The organism is Pseudodonghicola flavimaris (assembly GCF_030164425.1).
GTDB lineage: Bacteria > Pseudomonadota > Alphaproteobacteria > Rhodobacterales > Rhodobacteraceae > Pseudodonghicola > Pseudodonghicola flavimaris.
The window spans coordinates 18,947-44,647 of sequence record NZ_JASNJD010000015.1 but is presented as its reverse complement, the minus strand read 5'-3'; the positions used below and the strand labels follow the sequence as shown (position 1 = coordinate 44,647).

Sequence of the window (25,701 nt, the reverse complement as noted above, 5' to 3'; positions counted from 1 at the left end):
GACCGCGCCGCGTTCAGGGACCGTCACGCCGCAGCCAGAAGGGGGCCGCATGATTGTTTGCCACTGCATGTCGATCAGCGATCACGATATTCATTCCGCCATCGACTGGATGCGCGCCGCCGATCCCGAAACCCTGATCACCCCCCGCAAGGTCTATCGCGCCCTGGGTAAATCCGCCGATTGCGGCGGTTGCCTGCCGCTGTTCCTGGAAACCATGCGGAAAAATTCGAATTTGCAAATCCCGGTGCTCCCGCGCAAGCTGGTCGGCATTCATCAGGAAGAAGCGAAGGCTCGGGAGAAGCGACATGAAGGGTGATGCCAAGGTCATCGAATACCTCAACAAATCCCTGCGGCACGAATTGACGGCGGTCAGCCAGTACTGGCTGCACTTCCGCCTGCAGGAAGATTGGGGCCTGGCCGCCATGGCCGCCAAGAGCCGTGAGGAAAGCATCGAAGAGATGCAGCATGCCGACAAGCTGATCGAGCGGATCATCTTTCTGGAAGGGCACCCGAACCTGCAGAAGCTCGACCCGCTGCGAATCGGCCAGACGCCGAAAGAGACGCTGGAATGCGATCTGGCGGCCGAAGTGGATGCCCGTGCGCTTTACGCCGAGGCGCGTGCCTATTGCCAGCAGGTGGGCGATTTTGTCTCGATGAAGCTGTTTGACGATTTGCTGGCCGACGAAGAGGGTCATATCGACTTCCTCGAAACACAGCTGGACTTGCATGACCGTCTTGGCGCAGAAAAATACGCGCAACTCAACGCCGCGAAAATGGACGCGGGCGAGTAATCCAATCGCTGTCCTGGCGCTTGTCCTCGTGGCGGGCGCCGGGCAGGCCGATCCGCTGCCCCCCCTGACAGAGCCGCACCTGACCTCGGTGCCGCGCCAAGCGGCAGAGGCCGCGCGCGTGCGCGCCGTGACGGCCCCGGCGACCGGCTTCGCGGCGGCGGAAGCCTTCGAGGATCGTCCCGCCGGCGCCGCCACGGTGCTGAAAGCCGACAAGGATGCCTTTGCCCAGCCCTCCGCCAATATGGCGTTCGAGTCGCTTCTGGACTTCCGGCTCGGCCATGGGATGTTCGAAAAGCTCTGGGTGTCCTCGCCGTCCTCGACGTTGGCTTCCGACGGGCTGGGGCCGCTTTACAACGCCCGGGCCTGTCTCAGCTGCCATCCGCGCGATGGCCGTGGCCACCCGCCGGCGGCGGGGGAGGCGGCGCTGTCGCTGGTGCTGCACCTGGCCCGCCCGGTGGGCGTGGCTGGCGACCCGGCACTGGCGGCGGTTCCGGGGTTTCAGCCCACCGCGCCCGATCCGACCTATGGCCGCCAGCTGCAGAACCGCGCCGTGGTGGGGCTGGCGCCGGAATACCGGCTGGGTCTCTCCTATGACCGGATCGAGATTCCCCTCGCCGGTGGTGAGAGCGCGACGCTGCACGCCCCGCGCTACAGGCTGGAGGAGCTGAGCGCCGGGCCGCTCGCCCCCGACACCGCCTGGAGCCCGCGGGTGGCGCCGGCGATGATCGGGCTGGGGCTGCTGGAGGCGATCCCGGCCACCGACATCCTGGCCCATGCCGATCCGGAGGATGCCGATGGCGACGGGATTTCGGGGCGCGCCAATATCGTCTGGTCCGAGGTCTACCGGCGCCCGATGCTGGGCCGTTTCGGTCTCAAGGCCGGCCAGCCCACCGTGGCGGAGCAGAGCGCCCACGCGTTTTCCGACGACATCGGCATCTCCACCCCGCTGTTTCCCGCCGCCTGGGGCGATTGCACCGCCGCCCAGCCCGAGTGCCGAGGCGCTCCTCATGGCGACGGTGACGCGCGCGGCCAGGAGATCGATGCAGAGGCCTTCGGCAAGCTGGTCTACTACAGCCGCAATCTGGCGGTGCCGGCCCGGCGCGACAGCGGCACCCCCGAGGTCCTGCGGGGCAAGCAGGTGTTCTACGATACCGGCTGCCCGGCCTGCCACGTGCCGAAGTTTGTCACCCACCGGCTGGAGGATCGGCCGGAGCAGAGCTTTCAGCTGATCTGGCCCTATTCCGACATGCTACTGCATGACATGGGGCCGGGGCTGGCCGACGATCTGGTCGAGGGCCGTGCCACCGGGGCCGAGTGGCGGACCGCGCCGCTCTGGGGTATAGGGCTGACCAGAACGGTCGAGCCCCGCGCCGGTTTCCTGCACGATGGGCGGGCCCGCAGCCTGCTCGAGGCGATCCTCTGGCATGGCGGTGAGGCCCAGCCTCACCGCGACCGGGTGATCGCGCTGTCGCCCGCCGACCGATCCGCCCTGGTCCGATTTCTGGAGAGTCTCTGATGCGATACCTCATAACTGCCGCCGTCACCCTGTTCGCCGCCCTGGCGGGTCCGGGGGCCCGGGCCGGAGAGAAGGCCGAGGCGATCCTCGATCAGCATGTGTTGCCCGGCATGCGGCTGCTGGCGGAACGGACCGCCGATCTGGATGCCACCGCGCAGGTCGATTGCGCGCCGAAGAGCGAGGATCTGCGCGCCGCCTATGGCGCAGCCTTCGATGCCTGGATCAGCGTCAGCCACCTGCGGTTCGGCCCGGCCGAGACCGATACCCGCGGCTTCGCCCTGGCGTTCTGGCCCGACACCCGCAGCATGACGCCGAAGACCCTGCGCGCGATGATCGCGGCGGCGGATCCGGCGGTCGACACCCCGGAGAGCTTCGCCACTGTCTCGGTCGCCGGCCGTGGCTTCTATGCGCTGGAATATCTGCTCTACGATCCGGCCTTCACCAGCGACGAGACCGCCGATTACAGCTGCCGGCTGGTGCGGGCCATCGCCGTCGATATCGCCCGCAACGCCGCCGCGCTGGAGGCGGACTGGCGCCAGAGCTATGCCGACAAGATGCGCCATCCCAGCGCCGAGGGGCCCTATCAGAGCGAGGAGGAAGTGCTGCAGGAGTTCTTCAAGGCGCTGGTCACCGATCTGGAGGTCGATGCCGACATGCGGCTGGGGCGGCCGATGGGGCAGATCGACAAGCCGCGCCCGACCCGCGCCGAAGTGCGCCGCTCGGGCCGGTCGCTGCGCCATGTGGTGCTGTCGCTGACGGCCCTGCGGCAGCTCTCCGATCTGCTGTCTGCCGACGATGCCGGGCTGAGCACGCGGATGGACAAGGATTTCGATTATGCGCTCAGCCGCGCCGACAAGTTGAGCGACGATCCCGCCCTGGCCGGGGTGGCGACGCCGCAGGGCCGGATCCGGATCGAATCGCTGCAGCAGGCGATCCGTGCGGTGCGTGCCGACGCCAATCAATTCATGGGGCCGACGCTGGGCGTGGCGGCGGGCTTCAATTCACTGGATGGAGACTGATCATGACCTCACGGCGTGGATTTCTGGCCGGGCTGCTGGCCACCGGCGTGGCCCCGGCGGCGACCTGGGCCGATGTCGGGGCTCCGGCCTATCTCTCTGCTGCGCAGGGCGCCGACGGGGCCTATTATCTGCTGGGCGTGGGGCCTGAGGGCGGCATCCGCTTCCGCCAGAAGATCCCCGGGCGCGGCCACGCCGCCGCGGCGCATCCGCAGCGGGCCGAGGCGGTGGGATTCGCCCGCCGGCCCGGCACCTTCGCCTTCGTGCTCGATTGCCTCAGCGGCGATACCGTGGCCGAGCTCAGCTCGCCCGAGGGGCGGCATTTCTACGGCCATGGGGTGTTCTCGCGCGATGGGGCTCTGCTCTTCACGGCGGAGAACGACTATGACAACGCCCGAGGGGTGATCGGCGTCTGGGACGTGCGCGCGGGCTATGTCCGGACCGGCGAATTCGACAGCCAGGGGGTGGGGCCGCATGATGTGCGGCTGATGCCGGACGGTGAAACGCTGGTGGTCGCCAATGGCGGTATCGAGACCCACCCCGACAGCGGCCGCACCAAGCTGAACATTCCGGTGATGCAGCCGAACCTGACCTATCTGCGTCAGAACGGCTCGGTGCTGGAGACGGTGGAACTGGCACCGGCGCTGCATATGAACTCGATCCGGCATCTGGATCTGCGCGCTGACGGGCTGGTGGGCTTCGCCATGCAGTGGCAGGGCGGGCAGGGGACCTTGCCGCCGATCCTCGGGGTGCATCAGCGCGGTGCCGCGCCGCGGCTGTTCGGCGCCGATCCCGAGGTCGCCGGCCAGATGAACGGCTATGGCGGCAGCGTCTCCTTTTCCGGCGACGGCCGGCATCTGGCGGTCTCCTCGCCGCGCGGTGCGCGGGTGCAGGTGTTCGACGTCGCCAGCGGCGCGCTGGCGCAGGTGCTGGAGATGGAGGATGTCTGCGGTCTGGGCGCCGCGCCCGCGGGCTTTCTCGCCTCGGCCGGCACCGGCCAGGTCGCCATGCTGGAGGCGGACGGCAGGCATCCCCTGGGCACCGCCGATGTGCGCTGGGACAATCACCTGGTGCCGCTGCACACCTGATCCTAGACCGGGTTTTCGATCAACCGGCCTCCGCCCCGGCGGGGCCGGTTTTTTCTTGCATGGCAGGGGCTTGACCGGTGGGGCGCCCCGGCGCGCGGCGCACGGCAAAACGCACCGTGAGTCACGATCTCTGTCTGCTGCTTTGCCCGGGAAAAGTGGCAGCCCGTAGGGGAATCGAACCCCTCTTTCCAGGTTGAAAACCTGGCGTCCTAACCGATAGACGAACGGGCCACGCTGTGGTGAGCGCTTCTCTATGCAACTCCGGCAGCGGGCGCAAGAGGGGGTGGAGAGAAAATTGTCATCTTCCCGACATGGAAGATCGGAGGGTGGACAGGCGGCAAAGAGCCACAATGAAACCGGCCCGGGGCGGGGCAGACCTGATGCAGGATGTCGGGAAAAAATGGCAGCCCGTAGGGGAATCGAACCCCTCTTTCCAGGTTGAAAACCTGGCGTCCTAACCGATAGACGAACGGGCCACGTTGTGGTGAGCGGTTCTTTAGGCAATCGCGCCGGCCCCCGCAAGACAAAATCGGTGGTCCGCGGAAAGATTTTTCGCTCAGGCCTCGGCGGCATCCTCCAGCCGCAGCTGCACGTTCTGGCGACCGCCCCAGGTGTTGATCTCCAGCCGGCCGGCCAGGTGAAACCGGGCGCCGCCATGCGTCTCCAGCCGTGGCCCCAGATCGCTGTCGAAGGCGCCGAAGGCGATGGCGTCCAGCCGGCCCTCCATCCCGTCCGACAGCGACAGTTTCAGGTGGCTGGCGCCGACCCGCTTGGCATAGCGAATCTGCACGTCGGGCAGGGCGAAGCGGGGGGCGGGGGCACCGGCGCCATAGGGTCCGGCGCGCTCCAGCTCCTCAATCAGCGGCACGGTGGCGGCGCCGGGCATCAGCAGTCCGTCGAGTTTCAGATCCGCCGGTCCCATCGCCCCGGCGCCCTGTCGCGCCAGCAGGTCCGACAGCCGTGCCATCGCCGGTTCCAGCTGGTCGCGCGCCACCGTCAGACCGGCCGCCATCTTGTGGCCGCCGCCCTTGATCAGCAGCCCGTCGGTCGCCAGCCGCTGGATCGCGGCGCCCAGGTCGATGCCGGAGACCGATCGTCCCGATCCCTTGCCCTCATCGCCGTCCAGCCCGATCACCACCGCCGGCCGGTTGGCGGCCTCCTTCAGGCGCGAGGCGACGATGCCGACAACACCCGGGTGCCAGCCGTCGCCGGCGGCCCAGACCAGCGGGGCATCCAGCCCGCGCTCTTCGGCCTGGGCCATCGCGGCGGCGCGCACCGCCTCTTCGATCTCGCGCCGCTCGGTGTTCAGCTGATCCAGCCGGTCGGCCAGCGCCTGCGCCTCGACCGGGTCATCGGTGGCCAGCAGCCGCGCGCCCAGGTCGGCCTTGCCGATGCGGCCGCCGGCATTGACCCGCGGCCCCAGCAGAAAGCCCAGATGATAGCTGTTCGGGGCCGCATCCATCCGCGCCACATCGGCCAGCGCCACCAACCCGGGCCGTTGGCGCTGCGCCATCACCCGCAGGCCCTGACGCACCAGCGCCCGGTTGGCGCCGATCAGCGGCGCCACATCGGCCACTGTCGCCAGCGCCACCAGATCCAGCATGGCCATCAGATCGGGGCCCGGCGCCTGACCGGCGGCGCGCAGCTGCCGCCGCACCTCCACCAGCATCAGGAACACCACGCCGGCGGCACAGAGATAGCCCAGCTCGCCATCCTCGTCCTGGCGGTTGGGGTTGACCACCGCCAGCGCCGGCGGCAGCGTCTCGCCACCCAGGTGGTGATCCAGCACGATGACATCGGCGCCCTTGGCCGCGGCAATCGGCTCGTGGCTGAGGGTGCCGCAGTCGACACAGACGATCAGATCGTGGCGCGCCGCCAGATCGCGCATCGCCGGTTCGTTGGGGCCATAGCCCTCGTCGATGCGGTCGGGAATATAGAGCGTCGCGGCCAGTCCCATCTGTCGGAGCCAGACCAGGAGCAGCGCGGCGGAGCTGCCGCCGTCGACATCGTAATCGGCAAAGACCGCGATCCGCTGGCGCCCCCGCACGGCGGCGACGAAGCGGGCGGCGGCGGCCTCCATGTCGCGCAGGCGCCGCGGGTCGGGCAGCAGATCCTTCAGCTGCGGCTGCAGGAACCCCCGGGCCTCTTCCTGCGGCACTCCGCGCCGGGCCAGCACCTGGGCCACCGGCCGCGGCAGGTCGATGCTCTGTGCCATCGCCTCGGCGGCGCGGTCGGTCTCCACATCGGGGCCGACCCAGCACCGTCCTGTCAACGACCGTTCCACCCCCAGAAATGCCATTCTCTCACCCTTTGTCCTGCCTGCGCCGCACGGGGCCCTCCGCGCGTCTCCCGGGTCGGGATCGAACCCCGCGACCGGGCTGTTTCCCGGGCACCCCTCACCGTCTTTTCTGGCCCCCAATATCCCCGCCGGAGGCTCCCGCCGGCGCCCTTTGCACAGCTGGCTGCAAGGCCCGGGCCTGACGCCGATGCCTCAGACGTGTTCGATTCGCAGCGCCACGGGCTGCAGCGCCACCACATCGGTGGCCTGCATCTCCTCCAGCGCCACATCCAGTGCAGCCCGCGTGGTCTTGTGGGTCACGAACAGCACCGGCGCGGCGCCATCGGTATGGCCGTATTGCCGCATCCGGTCGATGGAGACTCCGGCATCGCCGAGGATCTTGGCGATCTTGGCCAGCGCGCCGGGTTTGTCCAGCAGCGCCATGCGCAGGTAATAGGGCGCCGGCAGCCCGGTCTGGGCCGGCGTGGCGGCCTCCAGCGTGGCGGCGGGCTGGCCGAAGACCGGCAACCGGCAGCCGCGCGCCAGATCGCAGATATCGCCCAGCACCGCGCTGGCGGTGGGGCCCTCTCCGGCGCCGGGACCGCGCAGCACCAGTTGTTCGATCGCGTCGCCCTCGATCACCACCATATTGGTGCCGCCTTCCAGCTGGCCCAGCGGCGAATGCGCCGGCACCAGGCAGGGCTGCATCCGCTGCACCAGCCCGCGCGGGCTGCGCTGCGCCACGCCCAGAAGCTTGATGCGATAGCCCATGTCGGCGGCCTGGCGGATATCCTCAAGGGTGATCCGCTGAATGCCCTCCAGCTCGACACCGTCGAAATTCACCTGGGTGCCGAAGGCCAGCGAGGCGAGGATCGCCAGCTTGTGCCCGGCATCGATGCCGCCGACGTCGAGGTTCGGATCGGCCTCGAGATAGCCCAGATCGCTGGCCTCCTGGAACAGCGCGTTATAGCCCTGTCCGGTCGCTTCCATCCGGGTGAGGATATAGTTGCAGGTGCCGTTCATCACCCCCATGACGCGGGTGATCTCATTGCCGGCCAGCCCTTCGGCCAGCGCCTTGATCACCGGGATGCCGCCGGCGACGGCGGCCTCATAGCGGATCGACAGGCCGGCTGCCTCGGCCAGTTCCGCCAGCGCCTGACCGTGATGGGCCAGCATCGCCTTGTTGGCGGTGACCACGTCCTTGCCGCTGCGCAGTGCCGCTTCGACCGCGTCCTTGGCCGCGCCCTCGGCGCCGCCCATCAGCTCGACGAAGACATCGATGTCGTCGCGTTTGGCCAGGGCCACCGGATCGGTCTCCCAAGCATAGGCGGAAAGGGGAACGCCGCGGTCCTTGGCGGCGTCCCGGGCGCTGACGGCGACGATTTCGATCCTGCGGCCAGTGCGAGCCTCGAGCAGGGCAGCCTGTTTGCGCAGGATGCGGACGACGCCCACACCGACCGTGCCGAGACCGGCAATCCCAAGGCGCAGAGCGTTCGTCATCGGTGGTATCCTTCGTGCTGTCGTAGTGAAACGCTGACCCGTGCCTTAACCGCTTCGCAAAAAGGGTGCAACGCGGCAGCCGCGTGCCGCAGGGCAGATGCGGGTCAATCGACGGGGCGGTTGCGCAAACGCGCGGCGCGGGCATCCAGCCGGGCCTGGCGGGCGCGCATCTGGGTTTCCAGATCCTCGGCCGCCTGCGGTGCCGGCGCCTGCTGCGCCAGCGCCTGATCCAGCGGCACCAGCGCCGGATAGGGGGTGGCGCGCAGATCGCCGGTGATCCGGTCCTCCAGCTCCGGGACCGGGGTGCAGGCCGTCGCGGTGAGCAGAAGCAGGCCGAGCGGCCCCATCAGGCGCAGTCGCGTCTGGCGCAGGGCAGTGAAGGAAGGGACAGGCAGGTGCGGCTGGGTCATGGGTCTGGTCCGGTGTTCGGCCCTTTGTGCCCGCTCCGCCCGGGCAGCGCAAGCTGTGGCGCTTTGGCGGCGGTCAGAGGATCTCCTTGGGAGATCCGGTGGCGCGCCGGGTTTTTTCTGAACGTACGTTCATATAGACTCGGCGCATGGCACGCACTGCAGGCTCACATTCCGACATCACCGGCCCGCGCATCCAGCGCGCGGCGCTCAGCCTTTTCGCGCGGCAGGGCTATGCCGCCGTTTCCATGCGCCAGATCGCGGCGCAGGTGGGGGTGCAGGCCGGCGCGCTCTATAATTATACTCCCGACAAGCAGAGCCTGCTGTTCGGGCTGATGCGCGATCATATGGAAGAGCTGCTGGCGACCTGGCGGGCGCGGGCCGGCAGCGGCAGTCCGATGGCGCGGCTGGAGGATTTCACCCGCTTCCACATCCGGTTTCACCTGACCCGGCCGGAGGAGGTGTTCATCGCCTATATGGAGTTGCGCAACCTCAGCCCGGAGAATTTCGCGGTGATCGAGGGGCTGCGCGGCGATTACGAGGACGCGCTGGAAGAGATCCTGCGCGCCGGGGTGGAGGCGGGGGTGTTCGACGTGCCCGATCCGAAGATCGCCACGCTCGCCGTGATCGCCATGCTGACCGGGGTGAACACCTGGTATCGCAGCGGTGGGCGGTTGTCGCTGGAAGAGGTCGAGACGATCTATTGGGACATGGTGCGCAAGGCCGTCGGCGTCGCACCGGCGTGACCGGGGGAGGGGCGCTGCCCCCGTCTCCCGCGGAGACTCCACCGGGATATTTAGAGCCAGAAAAAGAACGGGGGTGAGCGGCGCAGGGACAAACAGTCCGGTGGACTGTTTTCTGCCGCGACCGGGCGGAGCCCCGGGAGGCGCCCGGACATGCTCCGGGCCACGGCACTCAGGGGAAAAGCATCGGAGCCCCGAATGGGGCTCCGGTGGGCGTTACGGGCTGGCGGGGCGTCAGTGCTGCGCCTTGATGAAGGTGCCGTTGCGGAGATCGCGCATCGCCTGCATCAGCTCTTCCTGCGTGTTCATCACGATGGGGCCGTGCCAGGCCACCGGCTCGGCGATGGGGGCGCCGGAGATCAGCAGGAACCGCACCCCTTCTGGGCCGGCCTGCACCGTCACCTCGTCACCGGTGCCGAAGCGGATCAGCGTGCGGTTGCCGGAGAGGTCGCGGATGTTGACCTCCTGTCCGGCGACTTCCTTCTCCAGCAGCACCCCGGTCGGCTGCGAGGCATCGGCGAAGGCCGCGGAACCGTCGAAGACATAGGCGAAGGCGCGGCGGTAGGTGTCGATCCGGAAGGTCTTCTTCACGCCGGCAGGCACGAAGATATCGAGGTATTGCGGATCGGCGGCGATGCCGTCCACCGGGCCGCGCTTGCCCCAGAATTCGCCGACGATGACCTTTACCCGGGTGCCGTCGTCGTCGACGATCTCGGGGATCTCCTGGCCCTGCACGTCCTGATAGCGCGGCGCGGTCATCTTCTGGGCCGAGGGCAGGTTGCCCCACAGCTGAAAGCCGTGCATCTGCCCCTTCGCGTTCCCCTTCGGCATCTCCTGATGCAGGATGCCCGAACCGGCGGTCATCCACTGCACATCGCCGGCGCCGAGCGTGCCGGTGTTGCCCAGAGAGTCGCCGTGTTCGACGGTGCCGGAGAGCACATAGGTGATGGTTTCGATGCCGCGATGCGGGTGCCAGGGAAAGCCGCGGATGTAATCCTCGGGTCGTTCGTTGCGGAAATCGTCCATCATCAGGAAGGGATCGAGCTCGGTCGGGTCCTGAAAGCCGAAGACGCGGTGGATTTTCACGCCGGCGCCTTCGGTGGCGGGGATGGCGCGGCGGGATTCGAGAACGGGTCTGATCGACATCGGAGGGTCTCCTGTCTGAAGGCTTGGCCCTGAAGATAGGGCCTGGCGGCATTTGCGCAATCCGGCAGAGATCACGCTGACTGTGCGCCACCGCGCAATGGCGTCGGCCGGGCACCCGTCGCCGGCCCCCCTGTTGCGTGGCGTCGGAATCGGATACATCGGCAGCGGCTGACAACGGCGGCGGAGGGACCGATGGACGAGGAAATTCTTGCGGTGATCGAGGTATCGCCGCTGCGCCGGGCCTTCGGGATCGCGGTGCTGGTCTGCTTCGGGGCGGTTCTGATCTATGTCGCGCTGGCGACCCCGCCGGCGCCGGGCTGGCAGCTGTTCCTGATCGCGGTCGGCGGCCTGTCGCTGTGGATGGCGGATCGGATGCGGCGGGCGACGGCGCAGCGGCTGGAGCTGACCGCGACCGCGCTGCGCGACGATGCCGGCCTGCGGATCGTCGAGATCGCCGATATCGCCGGGCTGGAGCGCGGCACCTTCGCCTTCAAGCCCTCGAACGGCTTCGTCATCCGCACCCGCAGCGGTGCCGCGCGGCACTGGCGTCCCGGGCTGTGGTGGCGGCTGGGGCGGCGGGTCGGTGTCGGCGGCGTGACCTCGGCGCCGCAGACCAAGGCGATGGCCCAGATCATCGAGGCGATGCTGCTGGAACGCGGCGAGGGCTGAGCCGCCCCGGGCGGACAAGGCCGGGACCTTGTGCGGTCAGCTGTCGGACCAGGCGAGCTGGGGGCCGAACCGCAGGCTGGTGAAGACGAAATTGTCCAGATGTTTGGTGCCGATGCCGACCGCGAAGGGCGGCTCGTAGGTGGCTTCGGTCTCGACCAGGATCACCCGCTCGTTATGCGGCATCAGCGGCAGCTTGTCGGCGATCTCCAGCATGTCGGCATCGGTGCGCGGCGCGTCGAAGCCGCGGGTTTCCGACCAGTCGACGTAATAGCGGTTGTCGTCGGCGTCCCAGCGTACCACGCTGATGCGCAGCTTGGTGGCGCTGCGGGTCATCATGCTCAGGACCTTCGCCATGCTGTCGATATAGGTGTCGTTCACCGCCTCGGTCTCGCGCGAGACCATGTCGCCGATGGAATAGGCCGCCTTCAGGTTCAGGACGCTCTGGCGGTATCCGTCGAAAAACACGTAGCTGGCCATGAAGGCCCAGAACAGCGCCGGCATCACCAGCACGAATTCGACAGAAATGCTGCCACGGGTGTCACGGGCGAAGCGGCGGAGCAGAGCGGTGAGAGCGGCACGCATCGCGGTTACCTCGGTTCCTGCACGAAGACGGTCAGCGCCGTCAGCGAATATTGTCCGAACTCGTCCTTCACCAGTTCCTTGCCCAGGCCAGTGGTGGGGAAGACCGGATCGAATTTGGCGCAGGCGCGCAGCACCATCAGCTCGTTCGACTGGCCGTTGACGAAGTTGCGCACCGGCGAGACTTCCTCGGATTTGTCGGTGCAGTCCGGGGTGGGGTCGATATCGGTCCAGGCGCGGGGGTCGACCTGGATCATCTCCAGACGCAGGTTGGTGTCGCAATTCGGGATGAAGCCGGCATAGCCGCAGATCATGTTCTTGATATCGTCATGCTGCGGTGCCGTGCCGGTGCCCAGCCGGATGTCGCGTGCGGTCAGATCCATGGCCCGCTCCAGCATCGCGTGTTCCAGGGTAATGAATCCCAGTTCCAGCCCCGAGAGCATGATGGTGATGATCGCCGGGAAGACGATGGCGAATTCGATGGTCGCATTGCCGTCCTCGGCCCGCCACAGCCGGTGCAGGCGGTCGCGCAGGGAGGCGATCATTGGGTCAGCCTCAGCTTGCGGATCGACGAGGCGATGGAGGAAAACGCATCGGCGATCTCCAGCCCCTCGACGTCGAAGAAATGGCTGTCCGAACTGGCGCAGTCCTTCAGGACGGCGAGGCCGCTAGAGGGCGCTTCGAAACCGATGGTGAAGACGATGATCCCCTTGGCCTTGGCGGCGGAGCAGATCGCTGAGGTCCGCGCGTTTTTGGTATAGGCGTCGACATAGGTGTAGCGGGTATCGTCATTGTACCAGTCGTTGCGCGCCTTGGCGCTGCCGAAGACCGGGGCGAAGATATCGTCGGCGATGGCGTCGGCAGTGGTCTTGGCAAAGAGATCCGCCTTGCTCAGCGCGACCGGGGTTCCCTCCTCCTCGACCGTGGTTGTGGTCGTGGTTGTGGAGTATTCGATGCACCAGCTGGTCCCGTACCAATAACGCGAGCAGGTGGTTTCCGTGGAGGTTTTCTCGTAAGTGCCGGCCCCGTAGGGGTGGTCGGCCCAGACATTCTTGCCCACCCAGTAGTAGATATCCTCACTGGTGTCGTCGTCGCTGTCGCGGTCATAGACATCGGGGCCGTACAGGACGGAATAGACCTTTTCCTCGGGATTCCAGAACACGCCGGCATCGCCGGAGTGATACTCGTCGGGCAGGTAGTATTGCGCGGTGTTCTGGCCGTCGGTCATCAGCACGATGACCTTGATGGTATCGCCGCTGGCATAGGTGGTCGGCCGGTCGCTGAACTGGAGGGAGACCTCGCCATCGTCGATCATCTGGATGACCACCGGGTTGATGCTGGGGTCGAGCAGGGCGGTCCCCCATTTCATGCCGACGTCGATCGAGGTGTTCCCCTGCGCCGAGAGATTGGAGATGAAGGTCTTCAGCGTGTCGCGGTTCTTTTCCAGCACGACCATTTCGCGATGTGCCGCATTCGAACAGACCGGGGTTCTGACCAGCCGCTCGGGGCTGTAGGCGCGCCCGTCGTAGTTTCTGTTCCAGGGGTCGAAATGCATGGTCCGCTGCATTGCCAGATCGGGGGCGAGCGTGGTGGTGGCGAAATCGGCGCCCTGGAAGTTGACGCAGTTGGAATAGTTGTGCTCCGCCGAGACATTGAATTTGGACAGGAAGTTGGCCGGGGCGGAGACCTGCGTCGCATAGGGCACGATCGAGATCGACAGATTGCCGTCCTCGGTGTTGTCCTCCATCTCGTCGACGAACTCCCGTGCCGCCAGTTTCAGGTTGGTCAGCTTGTTGTTGCTGGCCATGGAGCCGGATACATCGAGCACGAGCGAGATCTCGACCCCGTCGATGCGTTCCTCGGCGGTGCTGGCGGCCGGGGTGGACAGCGATTTGACCCCGGTCAGCTTCATGAACTGCGTGGCCATGGAGCTTTTCGCGGTGGCGGAGACGACGCGATAGCTCAGCCCCTCGTCGACGGTGACGCTGGTGAGGTAATCGCCCACCCCGGCCTTGTCGAGGTAATCGCGCACCACGGTTTCGGGGTCGAGCGTCTGGTCGAGGTCGGCGGCGGCCAGAACCGCGCGATCCAGCGTGTTCTGCAGGCTGGTGCGGTTGCGTTCGTAGTGCATCAGGTCGACGCCGATGCCGGCGAACATCAGGATGATCAGAAACACGTAGATGCCGAAGACGATCAGATTGCCGTCTTCCTCGCGGGCGAAGCGGCGCAGCGCTGGCGCCAGCCGGATGCGGGGCCGCCCGGTCGCGGGGGCTGTTCTGGGCTGATCGAGCGGTGTCTGACGCGGTGCGGGCATCGGGGTCTTCCCATTCTTCTGAAACGGGCTTCGGTATCTGGCCTCTGGATCGGGGTCGGGCGGCCGTCGGCGGCGTCGGACGGATCTCGGGCTGGACTTTCAGATGCGCGGCAATCATGGCCCAAATGCGGCGAAAGCCGGGGAATTTCCGGGTCATCCCCTTGGCATACAGGCTTTTGCGGGAGTCCCGGCGGCCGGGTTCAACCAGATGGGAAATATTTGCTCGAATCCCCCTCCCAAAGTCGCCGGGACTGGGTCAAGTTGGGAGCCATTGCGCCGGCGGGGGCGAGTCGCAGCGACCGTCCCGCCGGGCAGGACTGAAGGAGAAGAAAGCAATGGTCCGGCAGGAGCCGAGTTTCCGGGAAAGCGTCGATCTGATGTTCAACAGGGCCGCCGCCCTGATGGATCTGCCGCCCGGGCTGGAAGAGAAAATTCGCGTGTGCAATGCCACCTACACGGTGCGTTTCGGGGTGCGGCTGCGCGGTCAGATCCAGACCTTTACCGGATATCGGGCGGTGCATTCCGAACATATGGAGCCGGTCAAGGGCGGCATCCGCTTCGCGCTCAGCGTCAATCAGGACGAGGTCGAGGCGCTGGCGGCGCTGATGACCTACAAATGCGCGCTGATCGATGCGCCGTTCGGTGGCTCCAAGGGGGGGCTCTGCATCGATCCCCGCCAGTATGAGGAGCATGAGCTGGAGCGGATCACCCGCCGCTTCGCCTATGAGCTGGCCAAACGCGATCTGATCAACCCCAGCCAGAACGTGCCGGCGCCCGATATGGGCACGGGCGAACGGGAAATGGCCTGGATCGCCGACCAGTATGCCCGGATGAACACCACCGACATCAACGCCTTGGCCTGCGTCACCGGCAAGCCACTGAACGCCGGTGGCATCTATGGCCGGGTCGAGGCGACCGGGCGCGGCGTGCAATATGCGCTGCGCGAGTTCTTCCGCCACCCCGAGGACGTGGCCAAGGCGCAGCTGTCGGGCAAGCTCGACGGCAAGCGGGTGATCGTGCAGGGGCTGGGCAACGTCGGCTATCACGCCGCCAAGTTCCTGTCGGAAGAGGATGGCGCCACGATCACCGGCATCATCGAACGCGACGGTGCGCTGTTCGATCCCGAGGGGCTGGACGTGGATGCGGTGCACAACTGGATCGCGCGTCATGGCGGGGTGACGGGCTATCCCGACGCCACCCATACCGCCGAGGGCGCGGCGGTGCTGGAGGAGGAGTGCGATATCCTGATCCCGGCGGCGCTGGAGGGGGTGATCAACCTGACCAACGCGCACCGGATCAAGGCGCCGCTGATCATCGAGGCCGCCAATGGCCCGGTGACCGCCGGTGCCGATGAGATCCTGCAGCAAAAGGGCACGGTCATCATCCCCGACATGTACGCCAATGCCGGCGGGGTGACGGTGTCCTACTTCGAATGGGTCAAGAACCTCAGCCATATCCGCTTCGGCCGCATGCAGCGCCGGCAGGAGGAGGCGCGCCACCAGCTGGTCGTCGATCAGCTGGAATCGCTCAGCGCGGCCCTGGGCAAGACCTGGTCGCCGACGCCCGACTTCAAGCAGAAGTATCTGCGCGGCGCCGATGAGCTGGAACTGGTGCGCTCCGGTCTCGATGACGCCATGCGCGAGGCCTATCAGACCATGCGCGTCCTCTGGCACGAGCGCGAGGATGTGAAGGATCTCAGGACCTCTGCCTATCTGGTGAGCATCGACAAGGTGGCCCGCAGCTACCGCGCCAAGGGGCTCTGACTGCGCAAAGCGCCTGAAAGACCCTGGAACGGCGCCGGACCTCCGCGGGTCCGGCGCCGTTTTGCGCATTTGCACGCCGCTGCTGCCGTGCGGGTCTCGGCGGCGGCATCGGGCCGGCGGGAAATCCGGGGCTGGTTTGACGGCGGCGCGATGCTAGTCTCGGCGGCAGGCGGGCGAGGCGCGCCGCGGGCAGGAGGTCAGAATGCGATTTTCCGGATGGCGGATCCTGAAGGAGGGGCTCACCGGCAACAGCGGCTGGACGCCGCAGTGGCGCGACCCCGAGCCGAAGGAGGCCTATGACATCGTCATCATCGGCGGTGGCGGCCATGGCCTGTCGACCGCCTATTACCTGGCGCGCGAACACGGGCTGCGCAATGTGGCGGTGCTGGAAAAGGGCTGGATCGGTGGTGGCAATGTCGGCCGCAACACCACCATCGTGCGGGCCAATTACGGGTTGCCGGGGAATTCCGAATTCTACTCGCATTCGCTCAAGCTCTGGGAGGGGCTGGAGCAGGAGCTGAACTACAACGTGATGTTCTCGCAGCGCGGGGTGATCAATCTCTATCACTCCGATGGCCAGCGCGATGCCTTCGTGCGGCGTGGCAATGCGATGGTCAACCAGGGCGACGATGCCATCCTGCTGGATCGCGCCGCGCTGCGCCGCAAGCTGCCCTATCTCGATTTCGACACCGCGCGGTTTCCGGTGCTGGGCGGCCTCTATCACCCGCGCGGGGGGACTGCGCGCCATGACGCGGTGGCCTGGGGCTATGCCCGCGGCGCCGACAGCCGCGGCGTCGATCTGATCCAGAACTGCGAGGTTACCGGCATCGATATCGACGCCGGCCGGGTCACCGGGGTGCAGACCAGCCGCGGTGCGATCCGCGCCGGCAAGGTCGGCATCGTCGTCGCCGGCCGCTCCAGCCAGGTGGCGGCGATGGCGGGGCTGCGGCTGCCGATCGAAAGCCATGTGCTGCAGGCCTTCGTGACCGAGGGGCTGAAACCGGTGATCGATCAGGTGGTGACCTTCGGCATGGGGCATTTCTATATCAGCCAGTCGGACAAGGGGGGGCTGGTCTTTGGTGGCGATCTCGACGGCTATGCCTCCTACGCGCAGCGCGGCAACCTGCCGCTGGTCGAACATGTGATGGAGGCCGGCATGGCCTTGATGCCGATGATCGGCAAGGCGCGGGTGCTGCGCAGCTGGGGCGGTATCATGGACATGTCGCCCGACGGCTCGCCGGTGATCGACCGGACCGGGATCGAGGGGCTCTATCTGAACTGCGGCTGGTGCTACGGCGGCTTCAAGGCGGTGCCGGCCTCGGGCCATTGCTTCGCGCATCTGCTCGCCACCGACCGGCCGCACGCGGCCGCGGCGGGCTTCCGGCTGGATCGGTTCCGCAGCGGCGAGGGGATCATGGACGAGGAGGCGACCGGTGCGCAGCACAACCTGCACTGAGGCGCGGTCCCTGGACCGCCGCGTTTCCACCACGAGCCGGAGGGCGCCGCGATGAGGATCTCCTGTCCGCTCTGCGGCCCGCGCGATCGCCGCGAATTCTATTACAGGGGGGCGGCGGTTGCGCTGCAGCGGCCAGCCGCGGATGCCGGCGAGGATGCCTGGCAGGCGTATGTCTTTCTGCGCGACAACCCGGCGGGGGTGACCCGCGATCTGTGGTATCACGCCCAGGGCTGCGGGGCCTGGCTGGTGGTCACCCGGGACACCGCCAGCCATGAGATCCTGGCCACCGAACTGGCGGCGGAGGTCGCATCATGAGGATCGCGGGCAAGGGGCTGCTGGACCGCTCGAAACCCGTCGCCTTCCGGTTCGACGGGGTGCGCTACGAGGGGCTGGAGGGCGACACGCTGGCCTCGGCGCTGCTGGCCAATGGCGTCCGGCTGATGGGCCGGTCGTTCAAGTATCATCGCCCGCGCGGGGTGCTCAGCGCGGGCAGCGAAGAGCCGAATGCCCTGGTCACGATCGGGCGCGGGGCGGACCGTATCCCCAACACGCGAGCGACGGTGCAGGAGATTTTCTCCGGCCTCGACGCCGTCAGCCAGAACCGCTGGCCGTCGCTGGCGGTCGATCTGCTGGGCCTGAACGATCTGGCCGCGCCGTTCCTGGGCGCGGGCTTCTATTACAAGACCTTCATGTGGCCCGCGGCGTTCTGGGAAAAGCTCTATGAACCGGCGATCCGGCGGGCGGCCGGGCTGGGGGCGCTGTCGGGGCAGGCGGATGGCGATGTCTATGACCGCGCCTATGCCTTCTGCGATCTGCTGGTGATCGGCGCGGGGCCCGCCGGGCTGATGGCGGCGCTGGTCGCGGGCCGGGCCGGGGCCGATGTGATCCTCGCCGATGAGGATGCCCGCATGGGTGGGCGGCTGTTGTCGGAAACCGGCGCGGTGGGGGAGGAGGCCGGGGTGTCCTGGGCCGGCGAGGTGCTGGCAGAGCTGGAAAGCCTGCCGAATGTCCGGCTGATGCGGCGCACCACGGTGGTGGGGCCCTACGATCAGGGCACCTTTGGCGCGCTGGAGCGGCTCGGTCATCATCTGCCACACCGGGGCGGCGGCCCGCTGGAATGCTTCTGGCGTATTGTCGCCCGGCGCAGCATCCTGGCCGCCGGCGCGCTGGAGCGTCCGATCGCCTTTCGCGACAACGACCGCCCCGGCATCATGACCGCCGGCGCGGTGCGCAGCTATCTCAACCGTTGGGGGGTGAGCCCGGGGCGCGCCGTCACCGTCTTCGGCAACAATGACGATGCCCATCGCACCGCCCGTGACCTGGTCGATGCCGGGGTGCATGTCGCCGGGCTGATCGACAGCCGCCACGATGCGCCGCAATCCGATCTGTTCCCGGTCTATCGCGGCGCCCAGGTCTGCGGCAGCGCCGGCCGGCGCGGGCTGGAGAATATCACCATCCGCAGCATCGCCGGCGAGGACCGGCTGCAGACCGATTGCCTGGCTGTCTCCGGCGGCTGGAACCCCAGCCTGCATCTGACCTGCCACATGAACACCCGCCCGCACTGGCGCGAGGATATCGCCGCCTTCGTGCCGGCGCCGGGGGCGGTGCCGGGGCTCAGTGCCGCCGGGGCCTGCAACGGCACCTTCTCAACCGCCGGCTGCCTGCGCGAGGGGGCGGCGGCGGCGCGGGCGGCGCTGGAGGATCTGGGGCGTACCGCGCCGCCGGTGGTGGTGCCGGAGGCAGAGGACGATCCCTATCGGATCACCCCGCTCTGGGCTGTGGCGGGGCGCGGTCGCGCCTGGCTGGATTTCCAGAACGATGTCACGGTGAAGGACGTCAAGCAGGCGGCGGCGGAGAACTTCCGCTCGGTCGAGCATATGAAGCGCTATACCACGCAGGGGATGGCCACCGATCAGGGCAAGAGCTCGAACGTCGCCGCGCTGGCGGTGCTGGCCGATGTCACCGGCCGCAGCATCCCCGAAACCGGGGCGACCGGCTTTCGCCCGCCCTATAGCCCGGTGGCCATCGCGGCGCTGGGGGCGGGCGGCAGCGGCAAGGGCTTCGCGCCGGAGCGGCAGACCACCAGCCATGCCGCCAGCCTGGACCGAGGCGCGCCGATGATCGAGGCGGGGCTATGGTATCGGCCGTCCTTCTTTCCGGCGCCGGGGGAGAAGACCTGGCGGCAGTCCTGCGACCGCGAGGTGCGGATGGTGCGCGAGGCGGTGGGCATCTGCGATGTCTCCACTCTGGGCAAGATCGACATTCAGGGCCCGGACGCGGCGCGGCTTCTGGACTTCGTCTATACCAACGGCTTCGGTTCCCTGCAGGTCGGGCGGGTGCGCTACGGGCTGATGCTGCGCGAAGACGGCTATGTGATGGACGACGGCACCACCGCCCGGCTGGCGGACCAGCAATACCTGATGACCACCACCACCGCCGCCGCCGGGGACGTGATGCGGCATTTGGAGTTCGTCACCCAGGGGCTGCATCCGGACTGGGATGTGCGGCTGATCTCGGTCACCGAGCAATGGGCGCAGTTCGCTGTCGCCGGGCCGTGGGCGCGGGCGCTGCTGAACGGATTGCTCGATGCGCCGCTGGCCGATGGCGATTGGCCGTTCATGGCCTGCGGCGAGGTCTCGGTCATGGGGGTGGCGGGGCGGCTCTTCCGCATCTCCTTCTCGGGCGAACATGCCTATGAGCTGGCGGTGCCGGCGCGGTACGGCGAGGCGTTGTTTCGCGAACTGGTGGCCCGCGCCGAGGGGCTGGGCGGCGGTCCCTACGGGATGGAGGCGCTGAACGTGCTGCGCATCGAAAAGGGACTGATCACCCATGCCGAGATCGATGGGCGCACCACTGCCTTCGATCTGGGGTTGGGGCGGATGCTGTCGTCGAAGAAGGATTTCATCGGCAAGACCCTGGCGCAGCGTCCCGGCCTGCTGGCCGCGGACCGGCAGCGGCTGGTCGGGCTGAAACCGGTGGGCGCGGTGAAGCTGATCACCGCCGGCGCGCATCTTTTCGCGGCAGAGGCCGAGCCGCTGCGTGCGAACGATCAGGGCTGGGTGTCCTCCACCGCGTTTTCGCCGACGCTGGGGCATCAGATCGCGCTCGGCTTTCTGAGCCGCGGGCCGGAGCGGCTGGGCGAGGTGGTGAAAATGGTCGATCACCTGCGCGGGGTGGAAACCCTGTGCGAGGTGGTGGCCCCGGTGTTCTTCGATCCAGAAGGAGGGCGCGCACGTGGCTGAACTGACTGCGAAATCCCCCTGCGCGGGGCGGTTGCCCCTGACCATCGGCGCCGCGACGGTGACGGAGGAGACGCTGGGGCCGATGACCTCCATCGCGCCCTACCGCGGGCGGCAGGCCGATCTGGCCGCGGCGTTGGCGGCCGCCCACGGGCTGGGCTGGCCGCAGCCCAACCGCAGCCTGACCGGGGCCGGTGTCCGGCTGATCTGGTTCGGCCGCGATCAGGCGCTGCTGACCGGGGCGGTGGCCGATCCGGCGCTGGAGGACATGGCGGCGCTGGCCGATCAGTCCGATGCATGGGCGGCGGTGCGGCTGCAGGGGGAGGCGGCCGAGGCGGTGTTGGCGCGGCTGGTGCCGGTCGACCTCAGGCGCGCGGTTTTTGCGCCGGGCGCGACGCTGCGCAGCCAGCTCGGCCATATGCCGGCCTCGCTCACCCGGCTGGACGATCACGGCTTTCTGATCCTGGTCTACCGCTCGATGGCCGGCACTTTGCTGCATGATCTGAAAACGGCGATGGAAGCGGCCGCCGCGCGGGGGTAATCTGGGCCATCCCAACCGATTCAGGAGCCGCCCGATGACGATCCGCCCCCTTTCCGTGTTTGCAGCCGCTATTGCCGTCGGCGTGTCCGCCCTGGCGTTGCCGGCGCTGGCCGAGCAGGAGCTGAGCAAGGAAGAAAGCTGCGGCTATGAGGGGCAGGTGATGGCGGCGGTGCAGCAGGCGCGGCTGGACCGGGTCGCCCAGGACAAGGTGGCGGCGCATATCGCCGCCGGCAATCCCGGCTGGCCGGCGCAGTTCAATGCCGCGATCCCAGGCATGGCCGACTATATCTATCAGCTGCGCCGCAAGGACCTGCGGGGCAACGATTTCGGCGCGATCTGGAAGGACCAGTGCATTGCGGTCTGGGATCAGCGCCAGGAGATGATCAAGCAGCTCAACAACTAAGCGGATCCAACGCCCCCGATGTCACTGCCTCCCGGATTCCTCGATGAATTGCGCAACCGCACCTCGCTGACCCAGGTGGTCGGGCGCAAGGTCATGTGGGACACGCGCAAATCGAACCAGGGCAAGGGCGACATGTGGGCGCCTTGCCCGTTTCATCACGAAAAGAGCGCGTCTTTTCATGTCGATGACCGCAAGGGCTTTTATTACTGCTTCGGCTGCCACGCGAAGGGGGATGCGATCTCCTTCGTGAAGGAAACCGAAAACGTCTCGTTCATGGAGGCGGTCGAAATCCTCGCGCGTGAGGCGGGGATGGAACTGCCCAAGCGCGACCCGCGCGCCCAGCAGAAGGCCGACCGCCGCAGCCAGCTGGCCGAGGTGATGGAACAGGCGGTACAGATCTTCCGCCTGCAGCTGCGGACCGGGGTGGCCGGGCCGGCGCGGGACTACCTGACCCGCCGGGGGCTCAGCCCGGCGGCACTGGAACGCTGGGAAATCGGCTTCGCGCCGGAGGGCTGGCAACACCTGTGGGATCAGCTGCGCGCCAAGGGGGTGGAGGAGGAACTGATCCTGGGCGCCGGGCTGGCCAAGCCCTCGACCAAGGGCGGCAAACCCTATGATACCTTCCGCAACCGCATCATGTTCCCGATCCGCGACGCCCGTGGCCGCGCCATCGCCTTTGGCGGCCGGGCGATGGATCCGAACGACAATGCGAAATACCTGAACTCGCCCGAGACCGATCTGTTCGACAAGGGGCGCAGCCTGTTCAACCACGGGCCGGCGCGGGTGGCGGCGGGCAAGGGGATGCCGCTGATCGTGGCCGAGGGCTATATGGACGTGATCGCGCTGTCCGAGGCCGGGTTCCAGGCCGCGGTCGCCCCCTTGGGCACGGCGGTCACCGATAACCAGCTGCAGATGCTCTGGCGCATCGCCGACGAGCCGATCATCGCGCTCGACGGCGACAAGGCCGGGATCAACGCGGCGCTGCGGCTGATCGATCTGGCGCTGCCGCTGCTGGAGGCGGGAAAATCGCTGCGGTTCGCGCTGATGCCAGATGGCCAGGACCCTGACGATCTGATCCGGGCCGAGGGCGCCGGCGCGGTGCAGGCGGTGCTGGATCAGGCGCAGCCGATGGTCAACCTGCTGTGGCAGCGGGAGACCGAGGGGCGCAATTTCGATAGTCCCGAACGCCGCGCCGCGCTGGACAAGGCGCTGCGCGAGAAGCTGCGGCTGATCCGCGACCCCTCGATCCGCAGCCATTACGGCGAGGCGATCAAGGACCTGCGCTGGGAGCTGTTCCGGTCGCGTAAGCCGGCGCGGGAGGCCTTCGTGCCCGGTGGCGGCGGCGGCAAGGGCGGTGGCAAGCCCGGCCGCGGCGCCCGGGCGCCCTGGGCCGGTCGCGGCCAGCCGCTGGCGCCGCAACCCAGCACCAAGACCTCGCTTCTGGTCGCCGCCGGCGAACAGGCGGAGACCCAGCTGCGCGAGGCGGTGATTCTGGCCACCGCGATTCTGGCGCCGGGGCTGGTGCCGGAATTCGAACACCGGATCGAGCGGATGACCTGCAGCGATCCCGACCACGCGCTGCTGCGCGATCTGATCCTGCGGCACGCGGATGAGGCTTCCGAGGCACTCAAAGACAGAATCGCCGCGGCGGCGGGGCCGGAGGCCCTTGAAAACCTCTTTGCCTTGCGCCATGTCGCAATCAGCCCCTGCGTGCGCAAACCCGGCGATATCGACCTGGCCCGAATGACACTGGCCGAGGAACTCGCAAAACTCGAAGCGCGGCGCGGGCTTTATGCCGAGGTCGCCGAGGCCGAGGAAGAGTTGACCGGTATGGCGGATGAGGCCGTGACCTGGCGCCTGGGACAGGCGGCACGGGAGCGGGATCGCGCCATGCGCAGTGCCGGTGCCGAAAACAAGGTGGAATATGACACCGGAGAAAACGGCGCCCGCATCAACCGCGAGGAGCGAGACGCCTTCGACGACCTGCTGAGCCGGATCAGCTATTCCAAATCGGGCCGTTGAGGCGGAATTTTGTAACGAATAGAGGTGGACAACCGGGCGAACCGATGACCGAATCGCGGGATTATCCGATGATTCGGATCCGAGCGAATCGCCCCACGCCTCTGCAGGAGCACCGAATGGCAGCTAAGGACACCGACGACCAGAAGCCTGAGGAACAGGAACAGGAAATCTCGCTGGACATGAGCCAGGCCCAGGTCAAGAAGATGATCGCCGAGGCCCGCGAGAAAGGCTACATCACTTATGATCAGCTGAACCAGGTTCTGCCTCCCGATCAGGTCAGTTCGGAGCAGATCGAAGATGTGATGTCCATGCTTTCCGAGATGGGCATCAACATCATCGAGGACGAAGAGGCCGAGGAAGAAGAGCAGAACAAGGGCTCGACCGAGGTGGTTACCACCTCCGACGCCCGTGAGGTGACGCTCGCCAACCAGCAGACCGAGAAGCTGGACCGCACGGATGACCCGGTGCGCATGTATCTGCGTGAGATGGGGTCGGTCGAGCTGCTGTCGCGCGAGGGCGAGATCGCCATCGCCAAGCGGATCGAGGCCGGGCGCAACACGATGATCGCCGGGCTGTGCGAAAGCCCGCTGACCTTCCAGGCGATCACCATCTGGCACGACGAACTTCTGTCCGAAGACATTCTGCTGCGCGACGTGATCGACCTCGAGGCGACCTTCGGCAATCAGCTGGAGGACGACGACGGCGTGGCCGAGCCCATCGTGTCGGCCGGCGGTGCGGCGAAGAAATCCGAAAGCGACAGCGGCCCCGAGCTCGATGCCGACGGCAACCCGATCGCCAAGGACGACGACGAAGACGACGATCAGGCCAACATGTCGCTGGCCGCGATGGAAGCGGCGCTGAAGGATCAGGTGCTGAGCACGCTGGAGCGGATCGCCAACAATTATTCCGAACTGTCCGAGATGCAGGACGACCGGATCGCCGCCACGCTCAGCGACAGCGGCGCCTTCAGCGATACGCAGGAGGCGCAGTACCAGAAACTGCGCTCCGAGATCGTCGAACTGGTGAACGGTCTGCATCTGCACAACAACCGGATCGAGGCGCTGATCGACCAGCTCTACGGCATCAACAAGCGGGTGATGTCGATCGACGGGTCGATGGTGAAACTGGCCGACCAGGCCCGGATCAACCGGCGCGAATTCATCGACGAATATCGCGGCCGCGAACTGGATCCGACCTGGCTGGACGAGATGAGCCAGAAGTCGGGCCGGGGCTGGCAGATGCTGATCGAGCGCAGCTCTGACAAGATCGAGGAACTGCGCGCCGATATGGCCCAGGTCGGTCAATACGTCGGTCTCGACATCAGCGAATTCCGCCGCATCGTGCAGCAGGTCCAGAAGGGCGAGAAAGAGGCGCGTCAGGCCAAGAAGGAAATGGTCGAGGCGAACCTGCGCCTGGTGATCTCCATCGCCAAGAAATACACCAACCGCGGGCTGCAGTTCCTTGATCTTATTCAGGAAGGCAACATCGGCCTGATGAAGGCGGTGGACAAGTTCGAATATCGTCGCGGCTACAAGTTCTCGACCTACGCCACTTGGTGGATTCGTCAGGCGATCACCCGCTCGATCGCCGATCAGGCACGCACCATCCGGATCCCGGTCCATATGATCGAGACGATCAACAAGCTGGTCCGCACCGGTCGCCAGATGCTGCATGAGATCGGCCGCGAGCCGACCCCGGAGGAACTGGCCGAAAAGCTGCAGATGCCGCTGGAGAAGGTCCGCAAGGTGATGAAGATCGCCAAGGAGCCGATCTCTCTCGAAACGCCGATCGGCGACGAGGAAGACAGCCAGCTGGGCGATTTCATCGAGGACAAGAACGCGGTTCTGCCGCTGGACTCGGCGATTCAGGAAAACCTGAAGGAAACCACCACCCGTGTTCTGGCCAGCCTGACCCCGCGCGAGGAACGGGTTCTGCGGATGCGTTTCGGCATCGGCATGAACACCGATCACACGCTGGAAGAGGTTGGTCAGCAGTTCTCGGTCACCCGCGAACGGATCCGTCAGATCGAGGCGAAGGCGCTCAGGAAGCTGAAGCACCCGAGCCGCTCGCGCAAGCTGCGCAGCTTCCTCGATCAGTAAGCCCGGAAAACCGACGCTATCGACGCCCGCGCAGGTCTGCTCCCTGCGCGGGCGTTTTTGTCGGCGGTCCGCCGCCATGATTTACCCTGCGTCTCTGCGCCGCTGTTCGCGGCGGTTGCGCAGTCCTATGT

At 67.2% G+C, this 25,701-nt stretch carries 22 protein-coding genes and 2 tRNA genes; 15 read left to right on the top strand and 9 right to left on the bottom strand.

The genetic code is table 11. The features are described from left to right. Nucleotides 1-49: 49 nt before the first annotated feature. From QO033_RS17550 to QO033_RS17530, 5 genes are read left to right on the top strand one after another with little or no spacing between them, the layout of a single operon-like run. Nucleotides 50-316, top strand: coding sequence for a (2Fe-2S)-binding protein (locus tag QO033_RS17550; protein WP_284482324.1), 267 nt, complete (start codon nucleotides 50-52; stop codon nucleotides 314-316). Then, nucleotides 306-791, top strand: a complete 486-nt coding sequence (gene bfr / locus QO033_RS17545; protein ID WP_284482262.1) for a bacterioferritin — start codon at nucleotides 306-308, stop codon at nucleotides 789-791. Before QO033_RS17550 ends, bfr begins: the two co-directional genes overlap by 11 nt. Further along, nucleotides 727-2,307: a di-heme oxidoreductase family protein gene (locus QO033_RS17540; protein ID WP_284482261.1), complete on the top strand. Its 1,581-nt coding sequence runs from the start codon at nucleotides 727-729 to the stop codon at nucleotides 2,305-2,307. The genes bfr and QO033_RS17540 overlap by 65 nt, the downstream gene beginning before the upstream one ends. After that, on the top strand, nucleotides 2,307-3,326 hold the full coding sequence (locus QO033_RS17535; RefSeq protein WP_284482260.1) for an imelysin family protein: 1,020 nt from the start codon (nucleotides 2,307-2,309) through the stop codon (nucleotides 3,324-3,326). Before QO033_RS17540 ends, QO033_RS17535 begins: the two co-directional genes overlap by 1 nt. A gap of 2 nt (nucleotides 3,327-3,328) precedes the next feature. Continuing rightward, nucleotides 3,329-4,411 (top strand): DUF1513 domain-containing protein, encoded by a 1,083-nt coding sequence (locus QO033_RS17530; protein WP_284482259.1) that lies wholly within the window; start codon nucleotides 3,329-3,331, stop codon nucleotides 4,409-4,411. A 156-nt stretch (nucleotides 4,412-4,567) separates the two neighbouring features. Here the strand turns inward: QO033_RS17530 and QO033_RS17525 are convergent. From QO033_RS17525 to QO033_RS17505, 5 genes are all read right to left on the bottom strand, one after another. Then, nucleotides 4,568-4,642 (bottom strand) — tRNA-Glu (locus QO033_RS17525). Between the two features lie 170 nt (nucleotides 4,643-4,812). Continuing rightward, nucleotides 4,813-4,887: transfer RNA gene (locus QO033_RS17520), tRNA-Glu, on the bottom strand. Nucleotides 4,888-4,967: 80 nt separating this feature from the next. Continuing rightward, complete coding sequence (gene recJ / locus QO033_RS17515; RefSeq protein WP_284482258.1) at nucleotides 4,968-6,710, bottom strand: single-stranded-DNA-specific exonuclease RecJ; 1,743 nt, start codon at nucleotides 6,708-6,710, stop codon at nucleotides 4,968-4,970. 192 nt (nucleotides 6,711-6,902) lie between these two features. After that, nucleotides 6,903-8,189: a homoserine dehydrogenase gene (locus tag QO033_RS17510; protein ID WP_284482257.1), complete on the bottom strand. Its 1,287-nt coding sequence runs from the start codon at nucleotides 8,187-8,189 to the stop codon at nucleotides 6,903-6,905. A gap of 104 nt (nucleotides 8,190-8,293) precedes the next feature. Continuing rightward, nucleotides 8,294-8,599 (bottom strand): hypothetical protein, encoded by a 306-nt coding sequence (locus QO033_RS17505; RefSeq protein ID WP_284482256.1) that lies wholly within the window; start codon nucleotides 8,597-8,599, stop codon nucleotides 8,294-8,296. 146 nt (nucleotides 8,600-8,745) lie between these two features. On the opposite strand from QO033_RS17505, the gene QO033_RS17500 reads away from it, so the two are divergent. After that, entirely contained in the window at nucleotides 8,746-9,342 is a 597-nt protein-coding gene (locus QO033_RS17500; protein WP_284482255.1) for a TetR/AcrR family transcriptional regulator, read from the top strand. A gap of 231 nt (nucleotides 9,343-9,573) precedes the next feature. Here QO033_RS17500 and QO033_RS17495 read toward each other — a convergent pair whose 3' ends face one another. Then, complete coding sequence (locus tag QO033_RS17495) at nucleotides 9,574-10,485, bottom strand: pirin family protein (RefSeq protein ID WP_284482254.1); 912 nt, start codon at nucleotides 10,483-10,485, stop codon at nucleotides 9,574-9,576. 192 nt (nucleotides 10,486-10,677) lie between these two features. Here QO033_RS17495 and QO033_RS17490 point away from each other — a divergent pair, with 192 nt between their 5' ends. Further along, the gene (locus QO033_RS17490; RefSeq protein ID WP_284482253.1) at nucleotides 10,678-11,154 is read left to right on the top strand and encodes a hypothetical protein; all 477 of its coding nucleotides are present in this window, start codon (nucleotides 10,678-10,680) and stop codon (nucleotides 11,152-11,154) included. A gap of 36 nt (nucleotides 11,155-11,190) precedes the next feature. On the opposite strand, the gene QO033_RS17485 is transcribed toward QO033_RS17490, so the two are convergent. The 3 genes from QO033_RS17485 to QO033_RS17475 are packed head-to-tail and all read right to left on the bottom strand — an operon-like array spanning nucleotide 11,191 to nucleotide 14,047. Further along, entirely contained in the window at nucleotides 11,191-11,736 is a 546-nt protein-coding gene (locus QO033_RS17485) for a TadE/TadG family type IV pilus assembly protein (protein WP_284482252.1), read from the bottom strand. A 5-nt stretch (nucleotides 11,737-11,741) separates the two neighbouring features. Further along, complete coding sequence (locus tag QO033_RS17480) at nucleotides 11,742-12,278, bottom strand: TadE/TadG family type IV pilus assembly protein (RefSeq protein ID WP_284482251.1); 537 nt, start codon at nucleotides 12,276-12,278, stop codon at nucleotides 11,742-11,744. Continuing rightward, nucleotides 12,275-14,047, bottom strand: coding sequence for a TadE/TadG family type IV pilus assembly protein (locus QO033_RS17475; RefSeq protein ID WP_284482250.1), 1,773 nt, complete (start codon nucleotides 14,045-14,047; stop codon nucleotides 12,275-12,277). The genes QO033_RS17480 and QO033_RS17475 overlap by 4 nt, the downstream gene beginning before the upstream one ends. 335 nt (nucleotides 14,048-14,382) lie before the next feature. Here QO033_RS17475 and QO033_RS17470 point away from each other — a divergent pair, with 335 nt between their 5' ends. The 8 genes from QO033_RS17470 (at nucleotide 14,383) to rpoD (ending at nucleotide 25,570) form a co-directional block, all read left to right on the top strand. After that, nucleotides 14,383-15,810, top strand: coding sequence for a Glu/Leu/Phe/Val family dehydrogenase (locus QO033_RS17470; RefSeq protein WP_284482249.1), 1,428 nt, complete (start codon nucleotides 14,383-14,385; stop codon nucleotides 15,808-15,810). 202 nt (nucleotides 15,811-16,012) lie between these two features. Then, on the top strand, nucleotides 16,013-17,266 hold the full coding sequence (locus QO033_RS17465; RefSeq protein ID WP_284482248.1) for a sarcosine oxidase subunit beta family protein: 1,254 nt from the start codon (nucleotides 16,013-16,015) through the stop codon (nucleotides 17,264-17,266). Between the two features lie 51 nt (nucleotides 17,267-17,317). After that, nucleotides 17,318-17,581, top strand: coding sequence for a sarcosine oxidase subunit delta (locus QO033_RS17460; protein WP_284482247.1), 264 nt, complete (start codon nucleotides 17,318-17,320; stop codon nucleotides 17,579-17,581). Beyond that, nucleotides 17,578-20,508: a sarcosine oxidase subunit alpha family protein gene (locus tag QO033_RS17455; RefSeq protein WP_284482246.1), complete on the top strand. Its 2,931-nt coding sequence runs from the start codon at nucleotides 17,578-17,580 to the stop codon at nucleotides 20,506-20,508. Before QO033_RS17460 ends, QO033_RS17455 begins: the two co-directional genes overlap by 4 nt. Next, nucleotides 20,501-21,046 (top strand): sarcosine oxidase subunit gamma, encoded by a 546-nt coding sequence (locus QO033_RS17450; RefSeq protein WP_284482245.1) that lies wholly within the window; start codon nucleotides 20,501-20,503, stop codon nucleotides 21,044-21,046. The genes QO033_RS17455 and QO033_RS17450 overlap by 8 nt, the downstream gene beginning before the upstream one ends. A 34-nt stretch (nucleotides 21,047-21,080) precedes the next feature. Then, entirely contained in the window at nucleotides 21,081-21,449 is a 369-nt protein-coding gene (locus tag QO033_RS17445; RefSeq protein ID WP_284482244.1) for a hypothetical protein, read from the top strand. Nucleotides 21,450-21,467: 18 nt separating this feature from the next. Further along, complete coding sequence (gene dnaG, locus QO033_RS17440; RefSeq protein WP_284482243.1) at nucleotides 21,468-23,471, top strand: DNA primase; 2,004 nt, start codon at nucleotides 21,468-21,470, stop codon at nucleotides 23,469-23,471. 116 nt (nucleotides 23,472-23,587) lie between these two features. Next, complete coding sequence (gene rpoD, locus QO033_RS17435) at nucleotides 23,588-25,570, top strand: RNA polymerase sigma factor RpoD (RefSeq protein ID WP_284482242.1); 1,983 nt, start codon at nucleotides 23,588-23,590, stop codon at nucleotides 25,568-25,570. The last annotated feature ends 131 nt before the right edge of the window (nucleotides 25,571-25,701 follow it).

Coding starts and splice junctions, on each gene's coding strand:
- recJ (WP_284482258.1), bottom strand. CDS start 6,710: ATGGCATTTCTGGGGGTGGAACGGTCGTTGACAGGACGGTGCTGGGTC.
- QO033_RS17455 (WP_284482246.1), top strand. CDS start 17,578: ATGAGGATCGCGGGCAAGGGGCTGCTGGACCGCTCGAAACCCGTCGCC.
- QO033_RS17465 (WP_284482248.1), top strand. CDS start 16,013: ATGCGATTTTCCGGATGGCGGATCCTGAAGGAGGGGCTCACCGGCAAC.
- bfr (WP_284482262.1), top strand. CDS start 306: ATGAAGGGTGATGCCAAGGTCATCGAATACCTCAACAAATCCCTGCGG.
- QO033_RS17475 (WP_284482250.1), bottom strand. CDS start 14,047: ATGCCCGCACCGCGTCAGACACCGCTCGATCAGCCCAGAACAGCCCCC.
- dnaG (WP_284482243.1), top strand. CDS start 21,468: ATGTCACTGCCTCCCGGATTCCTCGATGAATTGCGCAACCGCACCTCG.
- QO033_RS17535 (WP_284482260.1), top strand. CDS start 2,307: ATGCGATACCTCATAACTGCCGCCGTCACCCTGTTCGCCGCCCTGGCG.
- QO033_RS17490 (WP_284482253.1), top strand. CDS start 10,678: ATGGACGAGGAAATTCTTGCGGTGATCGAGGTATCGCCGCTGCGCCGG.
- QO033_RS17530 (WP_284482259.1), top strand. CDS start 3,329: ATGACCTCACGGCGTGGATTTCTGGCCGGGCTGCTGGCCACCGGCGTG.
- QO033_RS17505 (WP_284482256.1), bottom strand. CDS start 8,599: ATGACCCAGCCGCACCTGCCTGTCCCTTCCTTCACTGCCCTGCGCCAG.
- QO033_RS17540 (WP_284482261.1), top strand. CDS start 727: ATGACCGTCTTGGCGCAGAAAAATACGCGCAACTCAACGCCGCGAAAA.
- QO033_RS17495 (WP_284482254.1), bottom strand. CDS start 10,485: ATGTCGATCAGACCCGTTCTCGAATCCCGCCGCGCCATCCCCGCCACC.
- QO033_RS17500 (WP_284482255.1), top strand. CDS start 8,746: ATGGCACGCACTGCAGGCTCACATTCCGACATCACCGGCCCGCGCATC.
- QO033_RS17485 (WP_284482252.1), bottom strand. CDS start 11,736: ATGCGTGCCGCTCTCACCGCTCTGCTCCGCCGCTTCGCCCGTGACACC.
- rpoD (WP_284482242.1), top strand. CDS start 23,588: ATGGCAGCTAAGGACACCGACGACCAGAAGCCTGAGGAACAGGAACAG.
- QO033_RS17550 (WP_284482324.1), top strand. CDS start 50: ATGATTGTTTGCCACTGCATGTCGATCAGCGATCACGATATTCATTCC.
- QO033_RS17460 (WP_284482247.1), top strand. CDS start 17,318: ATGAGGATCTCCTGTCCGCTCTGCGGCCCGCGCGATCGCCGCGAATTC.
- QO033_RS17510 (WP_284482257.1), bottom strand. CDS start 8,189: ATGACGAACGCTCTGCGCCTTGGGATTGCCGGTCTCGGCACGGTCGGT.
- QO033_RS17470 (WP_284482249.1), top strand. CDS start 14,383: ATGGTCCGGCAGGAGCCGAGTTTCCGGGAAAGCGTCGATCTGATGTTC.
- QO033_RS17480 (WP_284482251.1), bottom strand. CDS start 12,278: ATGATCGCCTCCCTGCGCGACCGCCTGCACCGGCTGTGGCGGGCCGAG.
- QO033_RS17445 (WP_284482244.1), top strand. CDS start 21,081: ATGACGATCCGCCCCCTTTCCGTGTTTGCAGCCGCTATTGCCGTCGGC.